The organism is Acidithiobacillus sp. TH-A35 (assembly GCF_057473505.1).
In genome coordinates, this window is record NZ_JBYCKR010000001.1 from 1 (window position 1) to 16,664 (window position 16,664).

The 16,664-nt window shown below is 56.4% G+C and carries 17 protein-coding genes; all 17 read left to right on the top strand.

The window, feature by feature from the left end:
• On the top strand, positions 1–811 hold an 811-nt coding region (gene pstA, locus AC2VNK_RS00005), incomplete at its 5' end, for a phosphate ABC transporter permease PstA (RefSeq protein ID WP_486882376.1).
• A complete protein-coding gene (pstB, locus tag AC2VNK_RS00010; RefSeq protein WP_291522315.1) occupies positions 811–1,578 on the top strand; it encodes a phosphate ABC transporter ATP-binding protein PstB in 768 nt (255 codons plus the stop codon). The genes pstA and pstB, both read left to right, overlap by 1 nt.
• An 11-nt stretch (positions 1,579–1,589) precedes the next feature.
• Entirely contained in the window at positions 1,590–2,303 is a 714-nt protein-coding gene (gene phoU, locus AC2VNK_RS00015) for a phosphate signaling complex protein PhoU (protein WP_291522313.1), read from the top strand.
• A gap of 2 nt (positions 2,304–2,305) precedes the next feature.
• The gene (locus tag AC2VNK_RS00020; RefSeq protein ID WP_486882377.1) at positions 2,306–3,817 is read left to right on the top strand and encodes a Ppx/GppA phosphatase family protein; all 1,512 of its coding nucleotides are present in this window, start codon (positions 2,306–2,308) and stop codon (positions 3,815–3,817) included.
• A 44-nt stretch (positions 3,818–3,861) separates the two neighbouring features.
• Complete coding sequence (locus AC2VNK_RS00025; protein ID WP_291522308.1) at positions 3,862–4,998, top strand: glycosyltransferase family 4 protein; 1,137 nt, start codon at positions 3,862–3,864, stop codon at positions 4,996–4,998.
• 17 nt (positions 4,999–5,015) lie between these two features.
• Positions 5,016–5,693: a DedA family protein gene (locus tag AC2VNK_RS00030; RefSeq protein WP_486882378.1), complete on the top strand. Its 678-nt coding sequence runs from the start codon at positions 5,016–5,018 to the stop codon at positions 5,691–5,693.
• Between the two features lie 209 nt (positions 5,694–5,902).
• Positions 5,903–6,655 carry a 30S ribosomal protein S2 gene (rpsB, locus tag AC2VNK_RS00035; protein WP_291522304.1) on the top strand — a complete coding sequence of 251 codons (753 nt, stop codon included), beginning with the start codon at positions 5,903–5,905 and terminating at the stop codon, positions 6,653–6,655.
• A 27-nt stretch (positions 6,656–6,682) separates the two neighbouring features.
• On the top strand, positions 6,683–7,561 hold the full coding sequence (gene tsf, locus AC2VNK_RS00040) for a translation elongation factor Ts (RefSeq protein ID WP_291522302.1): 879 nt from the start codon (positions 6,683–6,685) through the stop codon (positions 7,559–7,561).
• On the top strand, positions 7,562–8,287 hold the full coding sequence (gene pyrH, locus AC2VNK_RS00045) for a UMP kinase (protein WP_291522299.1): 726 nt from the start codon (positions 7,562–7,564) through the stop codon (positions 8,285–8,287). It abuts the gene before it with no gap.
• On the top strand, positions 8,284–8,844 hold the full coding sequence (gene frr, locus AC2VNK_RS00050) for a ribosome recycling factor (RefSeq protein WP_486882379.1): 561 nt from the start codon (positions 8,284–8,286) through the stop codon (positions 8,842–8,844). The genes pyrH and frr overlap by 4 nt, the downstream gene beginning before the upstream one ends.
• A 4-nt stretch (positions 8,845–8,848) precedes the next feature.
• Entirely contained in the window at positions 8,849–9,610 is a 762-nt protein-coding gene (gene uppS / locus AC2VNK_RS00055; protein ID WP_291522294.1) for a polyprenyl diphosphate synthase, read from the top strand.
• Positions 9,592–10,404 (top strand): phosphatidate cytidylyltransferase, encoded by an 813-nt coding sequence (locus tag AC2VNK_RS00060; RefSeq protein WP_486882380.1) that lies wholly within the window; start codon positions 9,592–9,594, stop codon positions 10,402–10,404. The genes uppS and AC2VNK_RS00060 overlap by 19 nt, the downstream gene beginning before the upstream one ends.
• Entirely contained in the window at positions 10,401–11,576 is a 1,176-nt protein-coding gene (gene ispC, locus AC2VNK_RS00065; protein ID WP_486882381.1) for a 1-deoxy-D-xylulose-5-phosphate reductoisomerase, read from the top strand. The genes AC2VNK_RS00060 and ispC overlap by 4 nt, the downstream gene beginning before the upstream one ends.
• 15 nt (positions 11,577–11,591) lie before the next feature.
• Positions 11,592–12,950, top strand: coding sequence for an RIP metalloprotease RseP (rseP, locus tag AC2VNK_RS00070; RefSeq protein ID WP_291522288.1), 1,359 nt, complete (start codon positions 11,592–11,594; stop codon positions 12,948–12,950).
• Complete coding sequence (bamA, locus tag AC2VNK_RS00075; RefSeq protein ID WP_486882382.1) at positions 12,947–15,277, top strand: outer membrane protein assembly factor BamA; 2,331 nt, start codon at positions 12,947–12,949, stop codon at positions 15,275–15,277. Before rseP ends, bamA begins: the two co-directional genes overlap by 4 nt.
• A gap of 17 nt (positions 15,278–15,294) precedes the next feature.
• Positions 15,295–15,831, top strand: coding sequence for an OmpH/Skp family outer membrane protein (locus AC2VNK_RS00080; RefSeq protein ID WP_486882383.1), 537 nt, complete (start codon positions 15,295–15,297; stop codon positions 15,829–15,831).
• 1 nt (position 15,832) lies between these two features.
• A partial coding sequence (lpxD, locus tag AC2VNK_RS00085; RefSeq protein ID WP_486882384.1) for a UDP-3-O-(3-hydroxymyristoyl)glucosamine N-acyltransferase occupies positions 15,833–16,664 on the top strand: 832 nt, incomplete at its 3' end.

Sequence of the window (16,664 nt, forward strand, 5' to 3'; positions counted from 1 at the left end):
GAATATTTTCAATCTGGGCATGGCGGTCGCCATGACCCTGTTTGGCCTCTTCTGGCTGGTCTGGATTCTCTGGACCACCCTCTCTTATGGCGCTACCGCCCTGAACCTGGAACTGTTTACCGGTGACACGCCCGCGCCCGGCAGCATTGGCGGGCTGCGCAATGCCTTCGTGGGCAGCCTGCTGATGATCGGCGTGGCGGTGCTGATCGGTACCCCTGTGGGAATCCTGGCCGGCACCTATCTCGCCGAGTTTGCGCAAGGCAGCCGCCTGGCGGGGGTCATCCGTTTTTTTAATGATATTCTGCTCAGCGCGCCTTCCATCGTGATCGGCCTGTTTATTTACGCAGTCATGGTGGTACCCATGGGGAACTTCTCGGGTCTTGCCGGGGCCTTGTCACTGGCTATTTTGCTTTTGCCCGTCGTCCTGCGCACCACGGATGAGATGCTGGGCATGGTCCCCGGCACCATGCGTGAGGCGGCCCTGGCCCTGGGGGCGCCCCACTGGAAGATGATCGTTCAGGTGAGTTATCGGGCTGCGCGTTCTGGTATACTCACCGGGGTTCTGCTGGCGGTGGCAAGGATTAGCGGCGAGACCGCACCGCTGTTGTTCACGGCGCTCAATAATCAGTTCTTCAGCATGAATCTGGACAAGCCGATTGCCAATGTCCCCGTAGTCATTTTTCAATTTGCCATGAGTCCTTATCCGGAATGGCAGCATCTGGCCTGGGCGGGTGCGTTGATAGCTGCCATGGCTGTGCTAGTCTTGGGCCTCGTTTCTCGCTTTCTTATCAAAGACAGGAGTCCGCGTTAATGTCGGAACCTCAGAAAACCAAAATATCCGTCCGCCACCTGGATTTTTTTTACGGGAGCAACAAGGCCCTCATAGATATCAACTTGGAAATGCCAGAGAATCAGGTGACAGCGTTCATCGGGCCATCGGGTTGCGGCAAGTCGACGCTCCTGCGGGTGTTTAATCGCATGTATTCTCTGTACCCTGGGCAACGGGCGACCGGCGAGGTACTGCTGGATGGCGAGAATATTCTCGCTCCCGGCATGGATGTGAATATGCTGCGCGCTAAAATCGGTATGGTATTTCAGAAACCAACGCCTTTTCCCATGTCCATCTATGACAATATCGCCTTTGGCATCAAGCTCTATGAAAAATTACGCAAGGTGGAGATGGACGAGCGGGTGGAGCAGGCGTTGCGCCAGGCAGCTCTCTGGGAAGAGGTGAAGGACAAACTCAAGACTAGCGGGCTGGGGTTGTCCGGCGGGCAGCAGCAACGCCTGTGTATTGCACGCGCAGTGGCGGTGCAACCAGAGGTGATCCTGCTGGATGAGCCGACTTCGGCGCTGGATCCTATTGCTACCCTCAAGATTGAAGAGCTGGTGAGTGAACTGCGCAATCAGTTTACGATCCTGATCGTCACCCACAACATGCAGCAGGCGGCACGCGTCTCTGATTACACGGCATTTATGTATATCGGCGAGATGGTGGAATTTGGGCCTACCAATCAGTTATTCACCAATCCCGGTAAAAAACAGACAGAAGACTACATCACGGGTCGCTACGGTTAAGGAGTGCAGCTATGGACAAAGAACCACATATTTCCCAGCGTTTTGATGAAGAACTCCACGAGGTCCACGCCTTGGTGCTCGCCATGGGGGGGGTGGTGGAGGAGCAGATCACGAATGCTGTCAGGGCACTGCAGGAGTCAGATGCCGAACTGGCCCGTGAGGTGATTGGCCGTGACCATGAGGTGAATGGTTACGAGGTGCGTATTGAAGAAGAGTGCATCAATATTCTGGCTACGCGTCAGCCTGCCGCCAGTGATCTGCGTTTGGTGATGACCCTGATCAAGACCATCGCGGATCTGGAGCGGATGGGCGACAAGGCCAGCAAAATTGCCGACATGGCCCTGGCCATGGGACATGGCGCGCGTAACGACAATCCGGCCTTTCTCAGAGACGTGGGCGTCATGGCCGACTATGCCCTGAATATGTTGCGCCGCGCCATGGACGCCCTGGCCCGTGCAGATGCGGAGGAAGCCATTGCCGTCGCCAAAGGCGATGAGGTGCTCAATCAGGAATACCGTTCTGCCTTGCGCCGTCTGATTACCTACATGATGGAAGATCCGCGCACCATCACCCCGGCCATTGATGCGCTTTTTATCGCCAAGGCCATTGAGCGTATTGGCGATCATGCCCGGAATATCTGCGAATACGTCATTTATCTTGCTAAAGGGAAAAGTGTCCGGCATCTTCCATTAGACGAGGTAGAACAAAGTATCCAGAGGAAATAGCCATGGTGGAATCCACAGCCACAGCAGAACTCAAAAACTTTCTGGCGGCCGTGGACCTGGGTTCCAACTCCTTTCATATGGTGGTTGCAGAAGAAATTGGCTCTGATATCCGTCTGCATGATCGTTTGCGTGAGGGCGTTCGTCTGGCTGAAGGTTTGCGCGATGACGGTAGCCTTGATCCTGCGGTAGAACAGCGCGCACTGGACTGCCTGGCGCGCTTCGGACAGCGTCTGCGCGGTATCCGCCCGGAGCGGGTGCGGGTGATCGGCACGAATACCTTGCGCGATGCGAGTGCTGGAGAAGACTTTGTGCATGCCATCGAAAAAACGCTCGGTTACCCGGTGGAAATCGTGGCTGGCCGCGAAGAAGCGCGTCTGGTTTACCTCGGCGTGGCGCACAGCTTGGCGGTAGACGCGCGTGAACGGCGTTTGGTTGCGGATATCGGGGGGGGCAGTACGGAGTTGATTGCGGGCCAGGGCTTTACCCCCGATCTGCGGGAAAGCCTGCATTTTGGCTGTGTGGCCTCTACCCGGGCCTACTTTCCCGATGAACTGATTACGGCGGCCGCCTGTGAGCGTCTTGAAAAACGGGTGCGTATGGCGGTAGAACCCATGCTTGATGATTTTATCCGCCATGGCTGGGATCAGGCGGTGGGTTCTTCGGGTACCATCAAGGCGATTGCCCGTGTCCTCGCGGAGAACGGTCAGGGTTCGCGCATCACCCACGCTGGCATGCACTGGCTGCGCGAGCAAATGACGCGTCTCGGTTCAGTACGTGCGCTGACCCAACTGAAAGGCCTGAAGGCGGATCGTGCCGCCGTTTTTCCGGGTGGATTCATCATTCTCTTCGCGCTTTTCGAGTCCTTGCGTCTGCAGGAAATGCGTTTTTCTGAGGGCGCTTTGCGCGAGGGGGCCATTTATGACTTGCTCGGGCGCATCCATCAGGAAGACACCCGGGAAATGAGCATCCGCAGCCTGCAGGAACGCTTTCACAGCCAGGTGCGGCGTAACCAGGGCATAGCGCAGTGGGCGGAGCATTTTTTCAAGACGGCAGCCGTATCCTGGCCGCTCCACGGCGGGCATAAGCAATGGCTGCATTGGGCCGCTCTGACCCATGATATCGGCCTCGACATCGCCCATTCGGGATTTCACAAACATGGTGAATACGTCTGGCGGAATGCCGATATTGCGGGATTCTCTCGTCGTGAGCAGGGCGTTGTTGCCGCGCTCGTGCGCGCCCAGCGTAAACGCCTTCCGGGCCTTGCTCAGTTACGTGCTCTGGGTATCGCGGCTGAAGATGTGGCGGTGTTGCAGCAGTTGGCGATCCTGCTCCGCTTGGCTATCCTGTTTCATCGTGGCGCGACGCCACTGACGGCACCGCCGGGTTTGACTGTGTCCGGTAAAAAACTGGTGCTGGCATTACCACTGAAATGGCTGACAGAAATGCCGCTGATGGCTGCCGATCTGGAGCAGGAGCAGGAGTGGATCACGCCAGATTTTTGCCTGCAATGGTAATCCTCTAAACCATTTGTTTTATCGACGCGAGGCGTGGGTCACGCATGTCAGAAGGTTTTGCTCACCTGGCCCTCATCACGGAAACCTATCCACCAGAGGTGAACGGCGTAGCCCATACGCTGCAGCGTATGGTAGAGCATCTCCGCGCACGCGGTTATCGGGTCACCGTGTTGCGCCCGCGGCAGACGGGTGAAAGGGCAGGGGACGACCTGTTTCATGCCCTGTCTTTACCTTTCTATTCGCAGGTTCGGGTGGGATACAGTCTGTCTGGCCACATCGGTCAAAGATTGCGGGCCTTGCGCCCCGATCTGGTACATATTGCTACGGAAGGCCCGCTGGGCCTCGCCGGACTTTGGGCAGCCCGTCACCTTAAAATCCCCGTAGTGAGCAGTTTTCACACGAATTTTGACAGCTATGCCCGGCATTATCGCCTGCAATTCCTGCAAGGGCTAGTGTTGTGCTATCTGCGGTATTTCCACAATGCTACCCGCAAAACCCTGGTACCCAGTTGGGGAACTTTCGCTCACCTGCAGGCGCAGGGCTTCCTTAACCTCGCCATGTGGAGACGTGGGGTGGATACGACGCTCTACAACCCCCGTCGGCGCAGCGCGGCGCTACGCGCGCAACTTGGGCTGGATGGGGACGACGCGCTCTTGATTTATGTTGGGCGCCTAGCTCATGAAAAAAATCTATCTGTTCTGGTGAACGCTTACGAACGCTTGCGGAAAACCTGGCAAGGGCCGGGCAAGTTGCATCTCGCCCTGATCGGTGACGGCCCCCTGGCGGCTGGTCTCATCCGGCAGAGCCTCGCCGGTTTTTCCCTGGAGGGCATACAAAAGGGTGAGGATCTGGCGCGATGGTATGCGAGTGCGGATCTGTTCTGTTTCCCCTCCTGTAGCGAGACGTTTGGTAATGTCGTGCTGGAGGCTATGGCCAGCGCCTTGCCGGTACTGGCCTATGACGCCTCCGGCGTCAATGAACATTTTCGTTCGCCGGATGAAGGTGTCCTGCTTCCCCTGGATGGTGATTTCGCCAGCGCCATAAGCAAGCTGCTTATGGATCGTGCGCGTTTACGGGAAATGGGCCAGCGTGCCCGGCAACGTGCAGAAGGACAAACCTGGACGCATATTATCGATACGCTCCTCGAGGAGTACCGAAATAGCCTGGATAGCGTTTCTTAACCCGCCTCAAAACCAATTTGCGTCTGCCAGCACCTTTGCTATTGTTGCGCTTGCCGGAGCTGCTTCCGGCAGAAGGGGAGGACGCAACCATTGATGTGATCAACGAGGTGCTGAGCTGGTTGCATCTTCAACCTATTACGTTAGTGGTGATTATTGCCTTCCTGCGCCAGTATGGTTACTGGATCCTTTTTGTTGGCACCCTGCTGGAAGGGGAGGCTGTGGTGATTGTTGCCGGTGCCTTGGCGCATGCCGGCGTCCTGGATCTTCCCATGGTGATATTTATCTCCTGGCTGGGCAGCACCCTAAACGATCAGGTGCTTTACCAACTCGGTTATCGTTATGGCGAACGCCTGCTGAATATCCTGCCGCGCTTTCTGCGCCGCCATGTGAACCAGGCAGAGGATATGATTCGCCGCTTTGGTGACTGGGTGACGCTGCTCTTCCGGTTCATCTATGGCACCCGCACCATCACTCCTATTCTGCTGGGGGTCCATCGCTATCCAGCGCGGCGTTATCTGTGGATGAACCCGGCTGCCGCGGCGGTGTGGGCGGCGTCCATCGCCGGGATTGGCTATGGCCTCGGCGCCTCGCTACAGAGCCTGTTGCAAGGCGTTCAGCATGTGCAGATCGTGCTGCTGCTATTGTTAATTGTGGGGGCGGGGGTGTACTGGTGGTGGCATGGGCACAGTAAATGACGCGCGGTGGCCGCATCACGAAGGGAAAAACAGCCATTTCAGGCCATCTGAACTTTACTGCGATTTGCCAGAGAGCCCGGTTTTATGCTAAAACGCGCTGGGCTTCGGCCTAATACTCACACGCACCGATACAGGTCAGCCGGGTGTCCGCGAGGATGGCTGCCTGGGGCGCGTGGCGGATCATAACCCTTGAAAACTGGAGAAACCCTATGAGCAGCAATGTAACCATGCGCGCCCTGCTGGAAGCCGGCGTCCACTTTGGTCATCAATCCCGTTACTGGCATCCGAAGATGGCGCCGTATCTCTTTGGTGAGCGTAACCGCATTCACATCATCAACCTTGAGCACACCCTGCCGATGCTGCGCACCGCGCTGAGTTTTATCGAGCAGATTTCCCGCAAGCATGGCCGTGTCCTTTTTGTCGGCACCAAGCGCCAGGCGCGTGAGGCGGTCGAGCAGGAAGCCCGCCGCAGCGGCGCCTTCTTTGTCAACCAGCGCTGGTTGGGTGGTACCCTGACCAATTTCAAGACCATCCGTCAGTCCATTCGTCGTCTCGATGAATTAGATCAGATGGCGGCCGACGGCACCATGGACAAGCTGACGAAGAAAGAAGTGCTCACCCTGACCCGCGAGCGCGACAAGCTGGAGCGCAGTCTCGGTGGTATCAAGGACATGAGCGGTCTGCCGGACGCCATCTTTGTGATTGATGTCGGTCATGAAAACATTGCCGTGCTGGAAGCCCGCAAACTGGGTATTCCGGTGATCGGCGTGGTGGACAGCAACTGTGATCCGTTGCTCATTGACTATCCCATCCCCGGTAATGATGACGCCACCCGTGCTATCCGTTTGTATGCCGCGTTGGTGGCCGATGCCATTCTTGATGGCCGTCACGGTGGGGAATCTGCGCTGCTCGACGAATTTGTCGAGGTGGACGAAGAAACGATCGAAATCGACGCCGACTAAAACATTCACCAGAACCAAGGAGCATTCATGGCTATCAGTGCACAACAGGTCAAAGAACTGCGCGAGCGCACCGGCGCCGGCATGATGGAATGTAAAACGGTGCTGACCGAAGCCGATGGTGATTTGGAGGCTGCTATCGACCTCCTGCGCGCGCGTGGTCTGGCCAAGGCCGACAAAAAGGCGAGTCGGGTAGCTGCGGAGGGGGTCATTGTCACCGCCCTCAGTGGCGACCAGAAGCGGGGCATAGTGCTCGAAGTGAACTGTGAAACCGATTTTGTCGCCAAAAATGAAGATTTCCTGGCGCTGGCGAAAGATTGTGCTGAGCAGGCTCTGGCGCAGGGGTTCAAGGAAGCGGACGCCTTACTGGCCGACGCGGAAGTGGAAGAACGCCGCAAGGGGCTGGTCAGCAAACTCGGCGAGAACATCAGCCTGCGCCGCCTGCAGCATCTGCAGGTCAAAGAGGGTGTGGTCGGCGCGTATATTCATGGCAGCCGCATCGGTGTGCTCGTGGCTCTGGAGGGCCAGGCGGCTACTAATGAACTTGGTCGCGATGTGGCCATGCATGTGGCGGCGGCACGTCCCGAGGTGATTCACCCCAGCCAGGTTTCTCCTGAGCGTCTGGCCCGTGAGAAAGAAATTCTCATTGCGCAGGCGGCAGACAGTGGTAAGCCCGCCGACATCATTGAGAAGATGATCTCCGGACGCCTGAACAAATTGCTCAACGAAATCGCCCTCACCGGGCAGCCCTTCGTCAAGGATCCTGATCGCAGTGTCGGTCAACTGGTGCAGGGATTCCCAGATGTCGAGGTGCTGGAGTTTGTGCGTTTCGAGGTGGGTGAGGGGATTGAGAAGGCCCCCACCGCGGATTTTGCCACCGAGGTTATGGCACAAGTCCGGGGGTCCTGAATGACTGCGCCCGTGTATTCCCGCATCCTCCTCAAACTCAGCGGGGAGGCACTCATGGGCGAGGGCCAGTATGGCGTGGACCGTGATGTCGTGCAGCGTATGGCACGGGAAATAAAGGACGTTTCTGATACCGGAGTACAGGTCGCTATCGTGATTGGTGGCGGCAATATCTTCCGGGGTATGGCCAAGGCGGCCGAAGGTATGGACCGCGCTACCGCCGACTACATGGGTATGCTGGCGACGGTCATGAATGCGCTCGCAGTGCAGGATGCCCTGGAACATCTGGGTTTGCCGACCCGGGTGCTGTCGGCGCTGCATATTGAGCAAGTGGCGGAGCCCTATATCCGGCGGCGGGCTATCCGTCATCTGGAGAAGGGGCGGGTCGTGATTTTTGGTGCCGGTACCGGTAACCCCTTTTTCACTACCGACACGGCGGCCAGTCTGCGCGCTGTGGAGATCAATGCCGAGGTAGTGCTTAAGGGAACCAAGGTCGATGGCGTTTACACCGATGATCCGGTTACCCACCCTGAGGCCATGCGCTACCGGGAACTGTCCTATAGTCAGGTGCTAGAGCAGAATCTGCAGGTCATGGACGCAACGGCCATCACCCTTTGCCGCGATAACGACATGCCGATCATCGTTTTTTCCATCAATAAATCCGGCGCTTTGATGCGGGTGATGCTGGGTGAAGAGGAAGGCACTTCGGTGCGCAGAGAGATTGCATGAGTATTCAAGAGGTTAAAAAGAACTCCGAAACTCGGATGAAGAAGAGCATTGAATCTCTGAAGGGAGAGCTCACCCGGCTGCGGACGGGCCGGGCCAGTGCCGGGCTGCTTGACCATGTGCAACTGGACTATTATGGGGCGCCGACGCCCTTGGCGCAGGTCGCTTCGGTCTCGGTCGCCTATGCCCGGTCGCTGCTTGTCACACCGTGGGAAAAGAATCTGATTCCCAAGATTGATAAGGCGATCCGCGATGCCGGCCTGGGCCTAAATCCAGTGGCAGGTTCGGATAATGTGCGGGTTCCGCTGCCGGCGCTCTCCGAAGAACGCCGCAAGGAAATGGTCAAAGTGGTCCGGCAGGAGGGTGAGGGTGCGCGTGTAGCTATTCGCAACATCCGTCGCGACAGCATTTCTCAGGTTAAAGAACTGCACAAACAGAAAACCATCTCGGAAGATGAAGAACGGCGCGCCGAGGAAGAATTTCAGAAGCTGACGGACCGCTTTATCGACGAAGTGGACGCGGTGGTGGAGGCGAAGGAAGCTGACCTCATGGAGGTCTGATCTCATGTCTTCCGCTGACGAAAGCTTGCCTGCTATGCCACGCCACATTGCCGTCATTATGGATGGCAATGGCCGCTGGGCTTACCGTCAGCACTTGCCGCGGGTGGCTGGCCATCGGCGCGGTGCGGAAGTGGTGCGGGAAATGGTGCAATCCTGCGTGGATCTCGGCATTCCCTACCTGACGCTTTTTGCCTTCAGCACCGAAAATTGGCGGCGTCCGGTCCTCGAAGTGCGTTTGTTGATGAATCTCTTCCGTCTTTTGTTACGGCGAGAAGCCCGTAAACTCCATGAGAATGGCGTTCGCTTGTGCATTATCGGCGATCGCAGTGCATTGGACCGTGATATACGCCAGCTCGTCGAAGAGGCTGAGGCGCTTACCCGTAACAATAGGCGACTCCAGCTCAATCTTGCGGTGAATTACGGCGGACATTGGGATATTGCGCAGGCAGCACGTGCCGCCATGGCGGCAGTGCTGGCGGGAGAACTCGCCCTTGAAGACTTCTCTGAGGCACATATTGCCCGGTATCTCTGCCTGGCAGACATTCCCGAGCCCGACCTGTTGATTCGTACCGGTGGCGAGGAGCGCATCAGTAATTTCCTGGTTTGGCAGTTGGCTTACACCGAGTTTTATTTCAGTGATACGCTTTGGCCGGATTTTGACCGTACGGCCTTGGAGTACGCCCTGCAATCTTTCGCGCATCGGCAACGGCGCTTCGGACGGACGGGCGATCAAGTTCTGGAGGACGATTGCTCCGCCAGCGACTGATTACCGCCTCCTTGTTATTCCTGCTGGTTCTTGTGCTGATTTTTTGGGCGCCTTTCTGGGTTTTTCTTGTTTTCCTCATGCTGCTGACGTTCCTGGCAGGACGGGAGTGGGGTCATCTCAGTCTGATAGTCTGGCCAAACGGGTTGGCCCTGCTATTGGCAGCGCTGCTTCCGATGCTCATCCTCTCGCAGCATCTTCCCTGGTCTGCGCTGGCACAGGGCAGCGTGATCTGGTGGGCGCTGCTCGCGGCGTTGCTGATGCTGATGCCGCCATCGCTGTTACGCGAGGCCGCGGCCTGGCAGCGCCCGGTGAGCGCTATGACGGTGTTTCCTGTGCTTTTACCTGCACTGCTGTTCAGTCTGTCCTTGCAGCAGCGTGCCCCACAGTTTTTGTTATGGGTGATTCTGGTCATCAGCGCGGATGATGTGGGTGCGATGACTTTTGGTAAAATCTGGGGGCGTCATCGATTAGTACCACGCATCAGCCCTGGCAAGACCTGGGAGGGCTTGCTGGGCGGCTTGCTTGCCAGCGCCATTATGGGCACACTGGGCGCTTGGGTGTGGATAGGTGCGGCAGTCCAGAGCCTTCTTTCCGGCGCTGTTTTGGGCTTGGTTACGGGCGCTTTCGCGGTCTTGGGAGATCTTTCCGAGAGTTTTCTAAAACGCCGCGCCGATTGCAAAGATAGTGGCCAGTTGTTGCCAGGGCATGGTGGCCTGCTGGATCGCTTGGATAGCATGAGTGCGGGCATTCCGGCGTTTGTAGCCGGACTTTATTATCTGGGTTGGTGGAAATGACACGAGGCATCTGCATACTCGGGGCTACAGGCTCCATCGGCAAGAGCACCCTGGATGTGGTATCGCGTCACTCCGATCAATTCCGGATCGTTGCGCTCACGGGTAATCACCGTGTCGCAGAGATGCAGGCGCTGTGCGAGCAGCATCATCCTGAGTTGGTGGTGATGGTCGCCCCGGAAGCCGCGCAGCAGTTGCGCGTCGCCCTGCGTGATGCAGGCCTGAAGCATATCTGTGTGGAAAGCGGCCGGGAAGCGCTGGCAGAGGCAGCGCGTATGCCAGGTGTCGATGAAGTGATGGCGGCTATTGTGGGTGCCGCCGGTTTGTTACCGACCCTGGCGGCGGTGGAGTCTGGCAAAAAAGTCTATTTAGCCAACAAAGAATGTCTGGTGATGGCGGGTAGTCTGTTCATGGAGCAGGTGCGGCATCACCGGGTGACACTGCTCCCCATCGACAGTGAGCACAATGCCGTATTCCAGTGCTTTGCCGAAGGCAAAGGCGTGCGCCGCATTCTGCTGACGGCTTCCGGGGGACCTTTCCGGACCTGGCCCGTGGAACGCCTGGCGTCCGTAACACCGGATCAGGCCTGCGCACATCCCAACTGGGTCATGGGCCGGAAAATTTCCGTAGACTCCGCGACCATGATGAATAAGGGTCTGGAGGTCATCGAAGCGCATTGGCTCTTTAATCTCCCCGCATCCCAGATTGATGTACTGATCCACCCGCAGAGCATCATCCATTCCATGGTGGAATATGTGGATGTCTCCGTGCTGGCGCAATTGGGTAACCCCGTTATGCGCACCCCCATTGCCCATGCCCTGGCCTATCCGGAGCGCATGGAAAGTGGGGTTTCTTCGCTGGACCTGACACGCGGGCCGAACTTGCAGTTTGAAGAACCCGATTTGCAGCGGTTCCCCTGTCTGGCGCTGGCCTTTAACGCCCTGCGGGCGGGTGGAGCCGCAGCGACTGTGCTGAATGCGGCTAATGAGGTGGCGGTGCAGGCCTTCCTGGATGGCGCCCTGCCATTCTCGCGTATTGCGGCCGTTGTTGAAGACACACTCAGCGAATTACAGCCTGCTGCCCCGGATCATCTGGATGCGGTGCTGGCCATCGATCAGTGCGCACGGGAAGCCGCAGTCCGCCATCTTAGCCGGCATAGATCGGGTATGCAGTGACGTTCCTGAGAGCAAATGCAGATTCTTGAGACCATAGGGGCCTTTATTCTGGCTATCGGCATCCTCGTGCTGATCCACGAATCTGGTCATTTTGCGGTCGCCAAATGGATGGGCGTTAAGGTGCTTAGGTTTAGTATAGGCTTTGGGCCGACCCTGATCAGTCGCCGTTGGGGGCGGGATCAGACGGAGTATGTGATTGCCGCACTACCCCTGGGCGGCTACGTCCAAATGCTTGGCGAACAGAGTGGTGAGCCAGTCCCGGCCGAAGACAGTAAACGGGCCTTTGATAACCTTGCGCCCGGTAAACGCTTTTTGATTGCCTTGGCGGGACCGATGGCCAATCTCCTGTTTGCCATAGTGGCTTATGCGGGAGTGGCATGGCTCGGTATCCCGGGATTGGCACCCATCGTCGGTCTGGTACAGGATCATTCCCTTGCGGCTCAGGCGCAATTGCATCCGGGCGAACGTATCACGATGCTCGACGGGCGGCCTGTCTATACCTGGGAAGATATGCGTATGGGGCTCCTCTCAGCAGCGGTTGCACGCACCCCGGTGACCCTGCAGACGATGCGCAGTGACGGTGCTCAGGCGACCCACGTGCTGTCTCTGCAGACGCTTACCGCTGACACGGTGGGGCCAGACTTTATCAGTAAAGTCATTGGAATGGAGCCCTACCTGCCCGCCGTCATCGGTGCCGTAGAGCCGCATAGCCCGGCACAACTGGCCGGGTTGCGGGCAGGGGACCGCATTGTCGCCATGGATGGTCATCCGATTCCCAGTTGGGAGAGTCTGGCCCGGCATGTCGAGTCGCACCCCGATAAAGTCATCCAGTTGCGCTATCTGACAGCACAAGGGCTTACAAAAGCCGTAAGTCTCACCCCGCAGATGTTTCTGGACAAGGCCGGAAAGCCGGTAGGCCGCATCGGCGTCATCATGGCACCCTTGCCCAAAAATTTGATCGTCCTGCGCGAGCGAGGCCCTCTGGAGGGCCTGATCTATGGGGTGCGAACGACTTGGCAGATGTCGCTCATGACCGTCGAAATGATCATGCGGATGGTGCAGGGTTTTGTATCTCCGGATAATATCAGCGGTCCGATTGCCATCGCGGAATTTGCCGGGCAGTCTGCACAAGCCGGCCTGGCGCCATTTTTATCTTTTCTGGGGCTGATCAGCATCAGTTTGGGAGTGCTTAATCTTCTGCCCATTCCGATTCTGGATGGGGGCCACTTGGTGTTTTATGCCGTGGAGATGGTGCGTGGTAAACCACTCCCTGCGGCGGTGGTGCAAAAAGCGCAGCAGATCGGTATAGTGCTGCTTTTGATGCTCATGTCCTTCGCCTTCTACAATGATATTATGAGATTGCTGACACCGTGAAAAAATTCAGCCTCAGTTCGGCCTCCCCCATTCTCCTCGCTGCCAGTGTGGCTTGTGTTACCGCCGCCTGGGCGGCACCAGCCTGGGCATTTACGCCCTTTACAGTCAGGAATATAGAAATTCGTGGGCTGGAGCATATCGCGCCTGGTACGGTTTACAACTACCTGCCCATCCATATTGGCGAGCAGGTGGATGACCAGAAGGCCCAGCAGGCCATCAAGGATCTCTATTCCACGGGATTCTTCAAGAATGTGACCATTGCCCGTTCTGGCGACAATCTGCTGGTCATCGTGCAAGAGCGGCCCATCATCTCCAGTATCAAGATGGAGGGCATCAAGGCTTTTTCCAAAAGCGATGTGAACGGCACGCTCAAGGGTGTCGGCCTAGTGGACAGGCACATCTTTAATCGTTCGATCCTCGATCAGGTGGTGCATGGTCTGCAGGAACAGTATGAAGGCATGGGCTATTACAATGCCAAGATTCATGCGCGAGTAGAAAAGTTGCCGCGTAACCGGGTAGCCATCCATATTGACGCGAAGGAAGGTGAGCAAGCGACCATCAAGCAGGTGACCATTGTTGGTAATCATGCCTTCACTGAAAGTCGTCTGCGCGGTCTTTTCAGTATCGGTGCGCCGGATGCTTTTTCCTTCTTTACCAAAAATGATCGTTATTCGCGTGAAAAACTTATGCAGGGTCTGGAGAAACTCCATAACTATTATCTGGATCGCGGTTATCTGAATTTTGACGTCGAGTCCACCCAGGTACAAGTGTCTCCAGATCGACGCTTTGTCTATATCACTGTCAATGTGAACGAAGGGGATCTCTATCATATCCAATCGGTAGGTCTGAGTGGTGATTTAGTCGTACCGAAGCCGGAAATGGAAAAACTGGTGGAGATCAAGCCGGGCCAAGTGTTTTCCCGAGCCAAAATCAACGACACCAATAGCGCTATTGCAGATAAGCTGGGAGACTTGGGCTACGCTTTTGCCAATACCACGCCGGTGCCTAAAGTGGATGAAAAAACCCACGAAGTGGCTCTGACCTTTGCGGTGGATCCTGGTCGCAAGGTCTATATTCGCCGCATTGAGATCACCGGTAATGATAAAAGCCGGGACTATGTGGTACGGCGTCAATTCCGGCAGATGGAGGGCGCACTTTATGATGGTGCGCTGATCCGACGCTCCAAGCTGCGTCTGCAGCAAACGGGTTTTTATGACAAGATTGATACCAAAACCATACCGGTTCCTGGGCATCCAGATCAACTGGATCTGGATGTCCATGTGAGCGAAAGGCCTACGGGCAGTTTTAGTATCGGTGTCGGCTACTCCAATGCCCAGGGTATCTTGTTCAACGGTTCGATCAGTCAGAACAACTTTATGGGTACGGGTAACGCCCTGTCGTTCTCGGCGAATGTGGGCGGCCTGGGGACGGCATACAATCTCTCCTTTACAGACCCGTATTTTACGCCGGACGGCATCAGTCTCGGCTTCAGCTTATATCGGAACAACACCAATCTTTCCATTCTGTCCGTAGCCCCTTATCAGGAAATTGATTACGGCGGAACCGCCACGCTGGGTATCCCGGTGATGCAGTATGTCTATGATTATATGTCGTTGGGCTTTAGTAACACGACGATTAATCTGTTTACCAATCCACCAGCAATTTACCAGAACTACGTCAATACATTTGGTAGTACGGCCACGGCGTTGACGGTTGGGAATGACCTGACTTACGACAGCCGGAATTCCCCGATATTTCCCACTAAAGGCTTTTACGGAAGTCTGGCGCTGAAGGCAGCGGTGCCCCCCGCGAAGCTACGCTGGTACAAGGCGGAGATTAAGGCGGACTACTATCATCCCATCACTTCCTGGTTAACGGGTGGGTTGAGCGGGCGCTATGGCTTTATCAACGGTTATGGTGGCCTAAATGTACCATTCTTTAATAACTACTACCTGGGTGGTCCGACCACCCTGCCGGGTTATCAGACCTATTCGTTAGGACCACAGGTAGGTGGCTATCCTGTGGGCGGCACTCGCGAGTTACTGTTTAATGCCAGTTTGTATTTCCCGCTTCCTGGCCTCGCAGACAATAACAATTTCCGGATGTCCCTATTTACGGCCAGTGGATGGGTTTATGGGGTCAATGCAGATGGCTCTTCGTCAAATAATTATTTTCCGAATTTAGGTCAAATGCGGACGACGGCGGGTGTCGGGTTCCTGTGGATCAGCCCGATGGGACCGCTACGCCTGTCTGTCGCCGTACCGCTCAACAAGCAACCGAACGATTTGACCCAGCCCTTGCAGTTCACCGTGGGTAATAACTTTTAATGGTGCGGTGTTAGGGTATGAATTGGCAACTGCGTATTGGGATCGTTCTTCTATTGATGCTAACTTCGGCGGTGGCGTGGGCAGACCCGCTGAAGATCGGCTTTGTGGATCTCGACCGCGCTTTGCGCGAATTGCCTGAGGCGCAGGCCGGTGCGATCAGCCTCAACAAACAGGTAGAAGCGAAGCAGAAGGAAATCGAGGCCAGGCGGCAACAGGTCGACACCTTTCAAAAGACCCTGGAAAAAGATTTTCCGCATCTGACCAATGCACAAAGACAGGAACGAGAGGCGCAGTTGCAAAGTATGATTCTCAATTTGCAGCAGTTCCAGCGACAGGCCCAGGATGGTTTGAACTATCAACGTAATCAGATTCTGAAAAATATACAGGATCAATTGGTCAAAGTGGTGAGCAGGATTGGGCGCGCCGGGCATTATACGGTCATCCTCAATGATAAATCTGTGCTTTATGTCAATGGCGCCATTGATATTACCTCGCAGGTGGTGGCAGCGATGGCGAATAAATCAGTTCCAGTTCAGTCGGCTGGCGGTAAATAGCGTGGCGCGTGGCTTGTATCTCCTCGGTGATCTTGCGCAAGTGGCTGGCGCCCAATTGCGTGGCGATGCGGGGTATCAGATTAGTGCAGTGGCACCGCTCAATACGGCCGACAGTGGGGAGCTCACTTTTTATCAGGACCCGCATTTGCGAACTCTGTTAAAAGCGAGTAAGGCAGGAGCTGTGGTTATTACTCCGCAGGATGCGGAGAATTTTTCCGGGAACTGTCTGTTGACGGACAATCCCTACGCGGCATTTGCGCGGATTATGCAGTACATCTATCCGCAGGGCGCCCTTCAGCCTGGACTGCATCATACCGCACAACTGGCGCGAGACGCGCAGGTGGATCCTGATTCCCGCATTGATGCCTACGTGCAGATAGAGGCTGGAGCGGTGATCGCGGCAGGTGTCTGGCTGGAGGCCGGCACCTTTATCGGTGCGGGCGCGGAGGTGGGACGTGGGTCACATCTTTATCCCGGTGTTAAAGTTTATGCGGGCTGCAAGTTGGGTGCCGATTGCATCATCCATGCGGGCGCAGTGATTGGTGCCGATGGTTTTGGTTTTGCCGAGGCAGGTGGCCGGTTTCTGAAGATACCGCAGGTGGGTCGTGTACTTATTGGAAATGACGTGGAGATTGGTGCCAACTCCTGCATTGACCGCGGCGCACTGGCAGACACGGTGATTGAAGATGGGGTAAAGATAGACAATCTGGTGCAGATCGGGCACAACGTCCAGATCGGCGCGCATACGGTTGTTGCCGGACAGACAGGTATTGCGGGAAGTTCGCGGGTTGGCCGTCATTGCCGTATTGGTGGTCAGGTAGGGATTAGCGGTC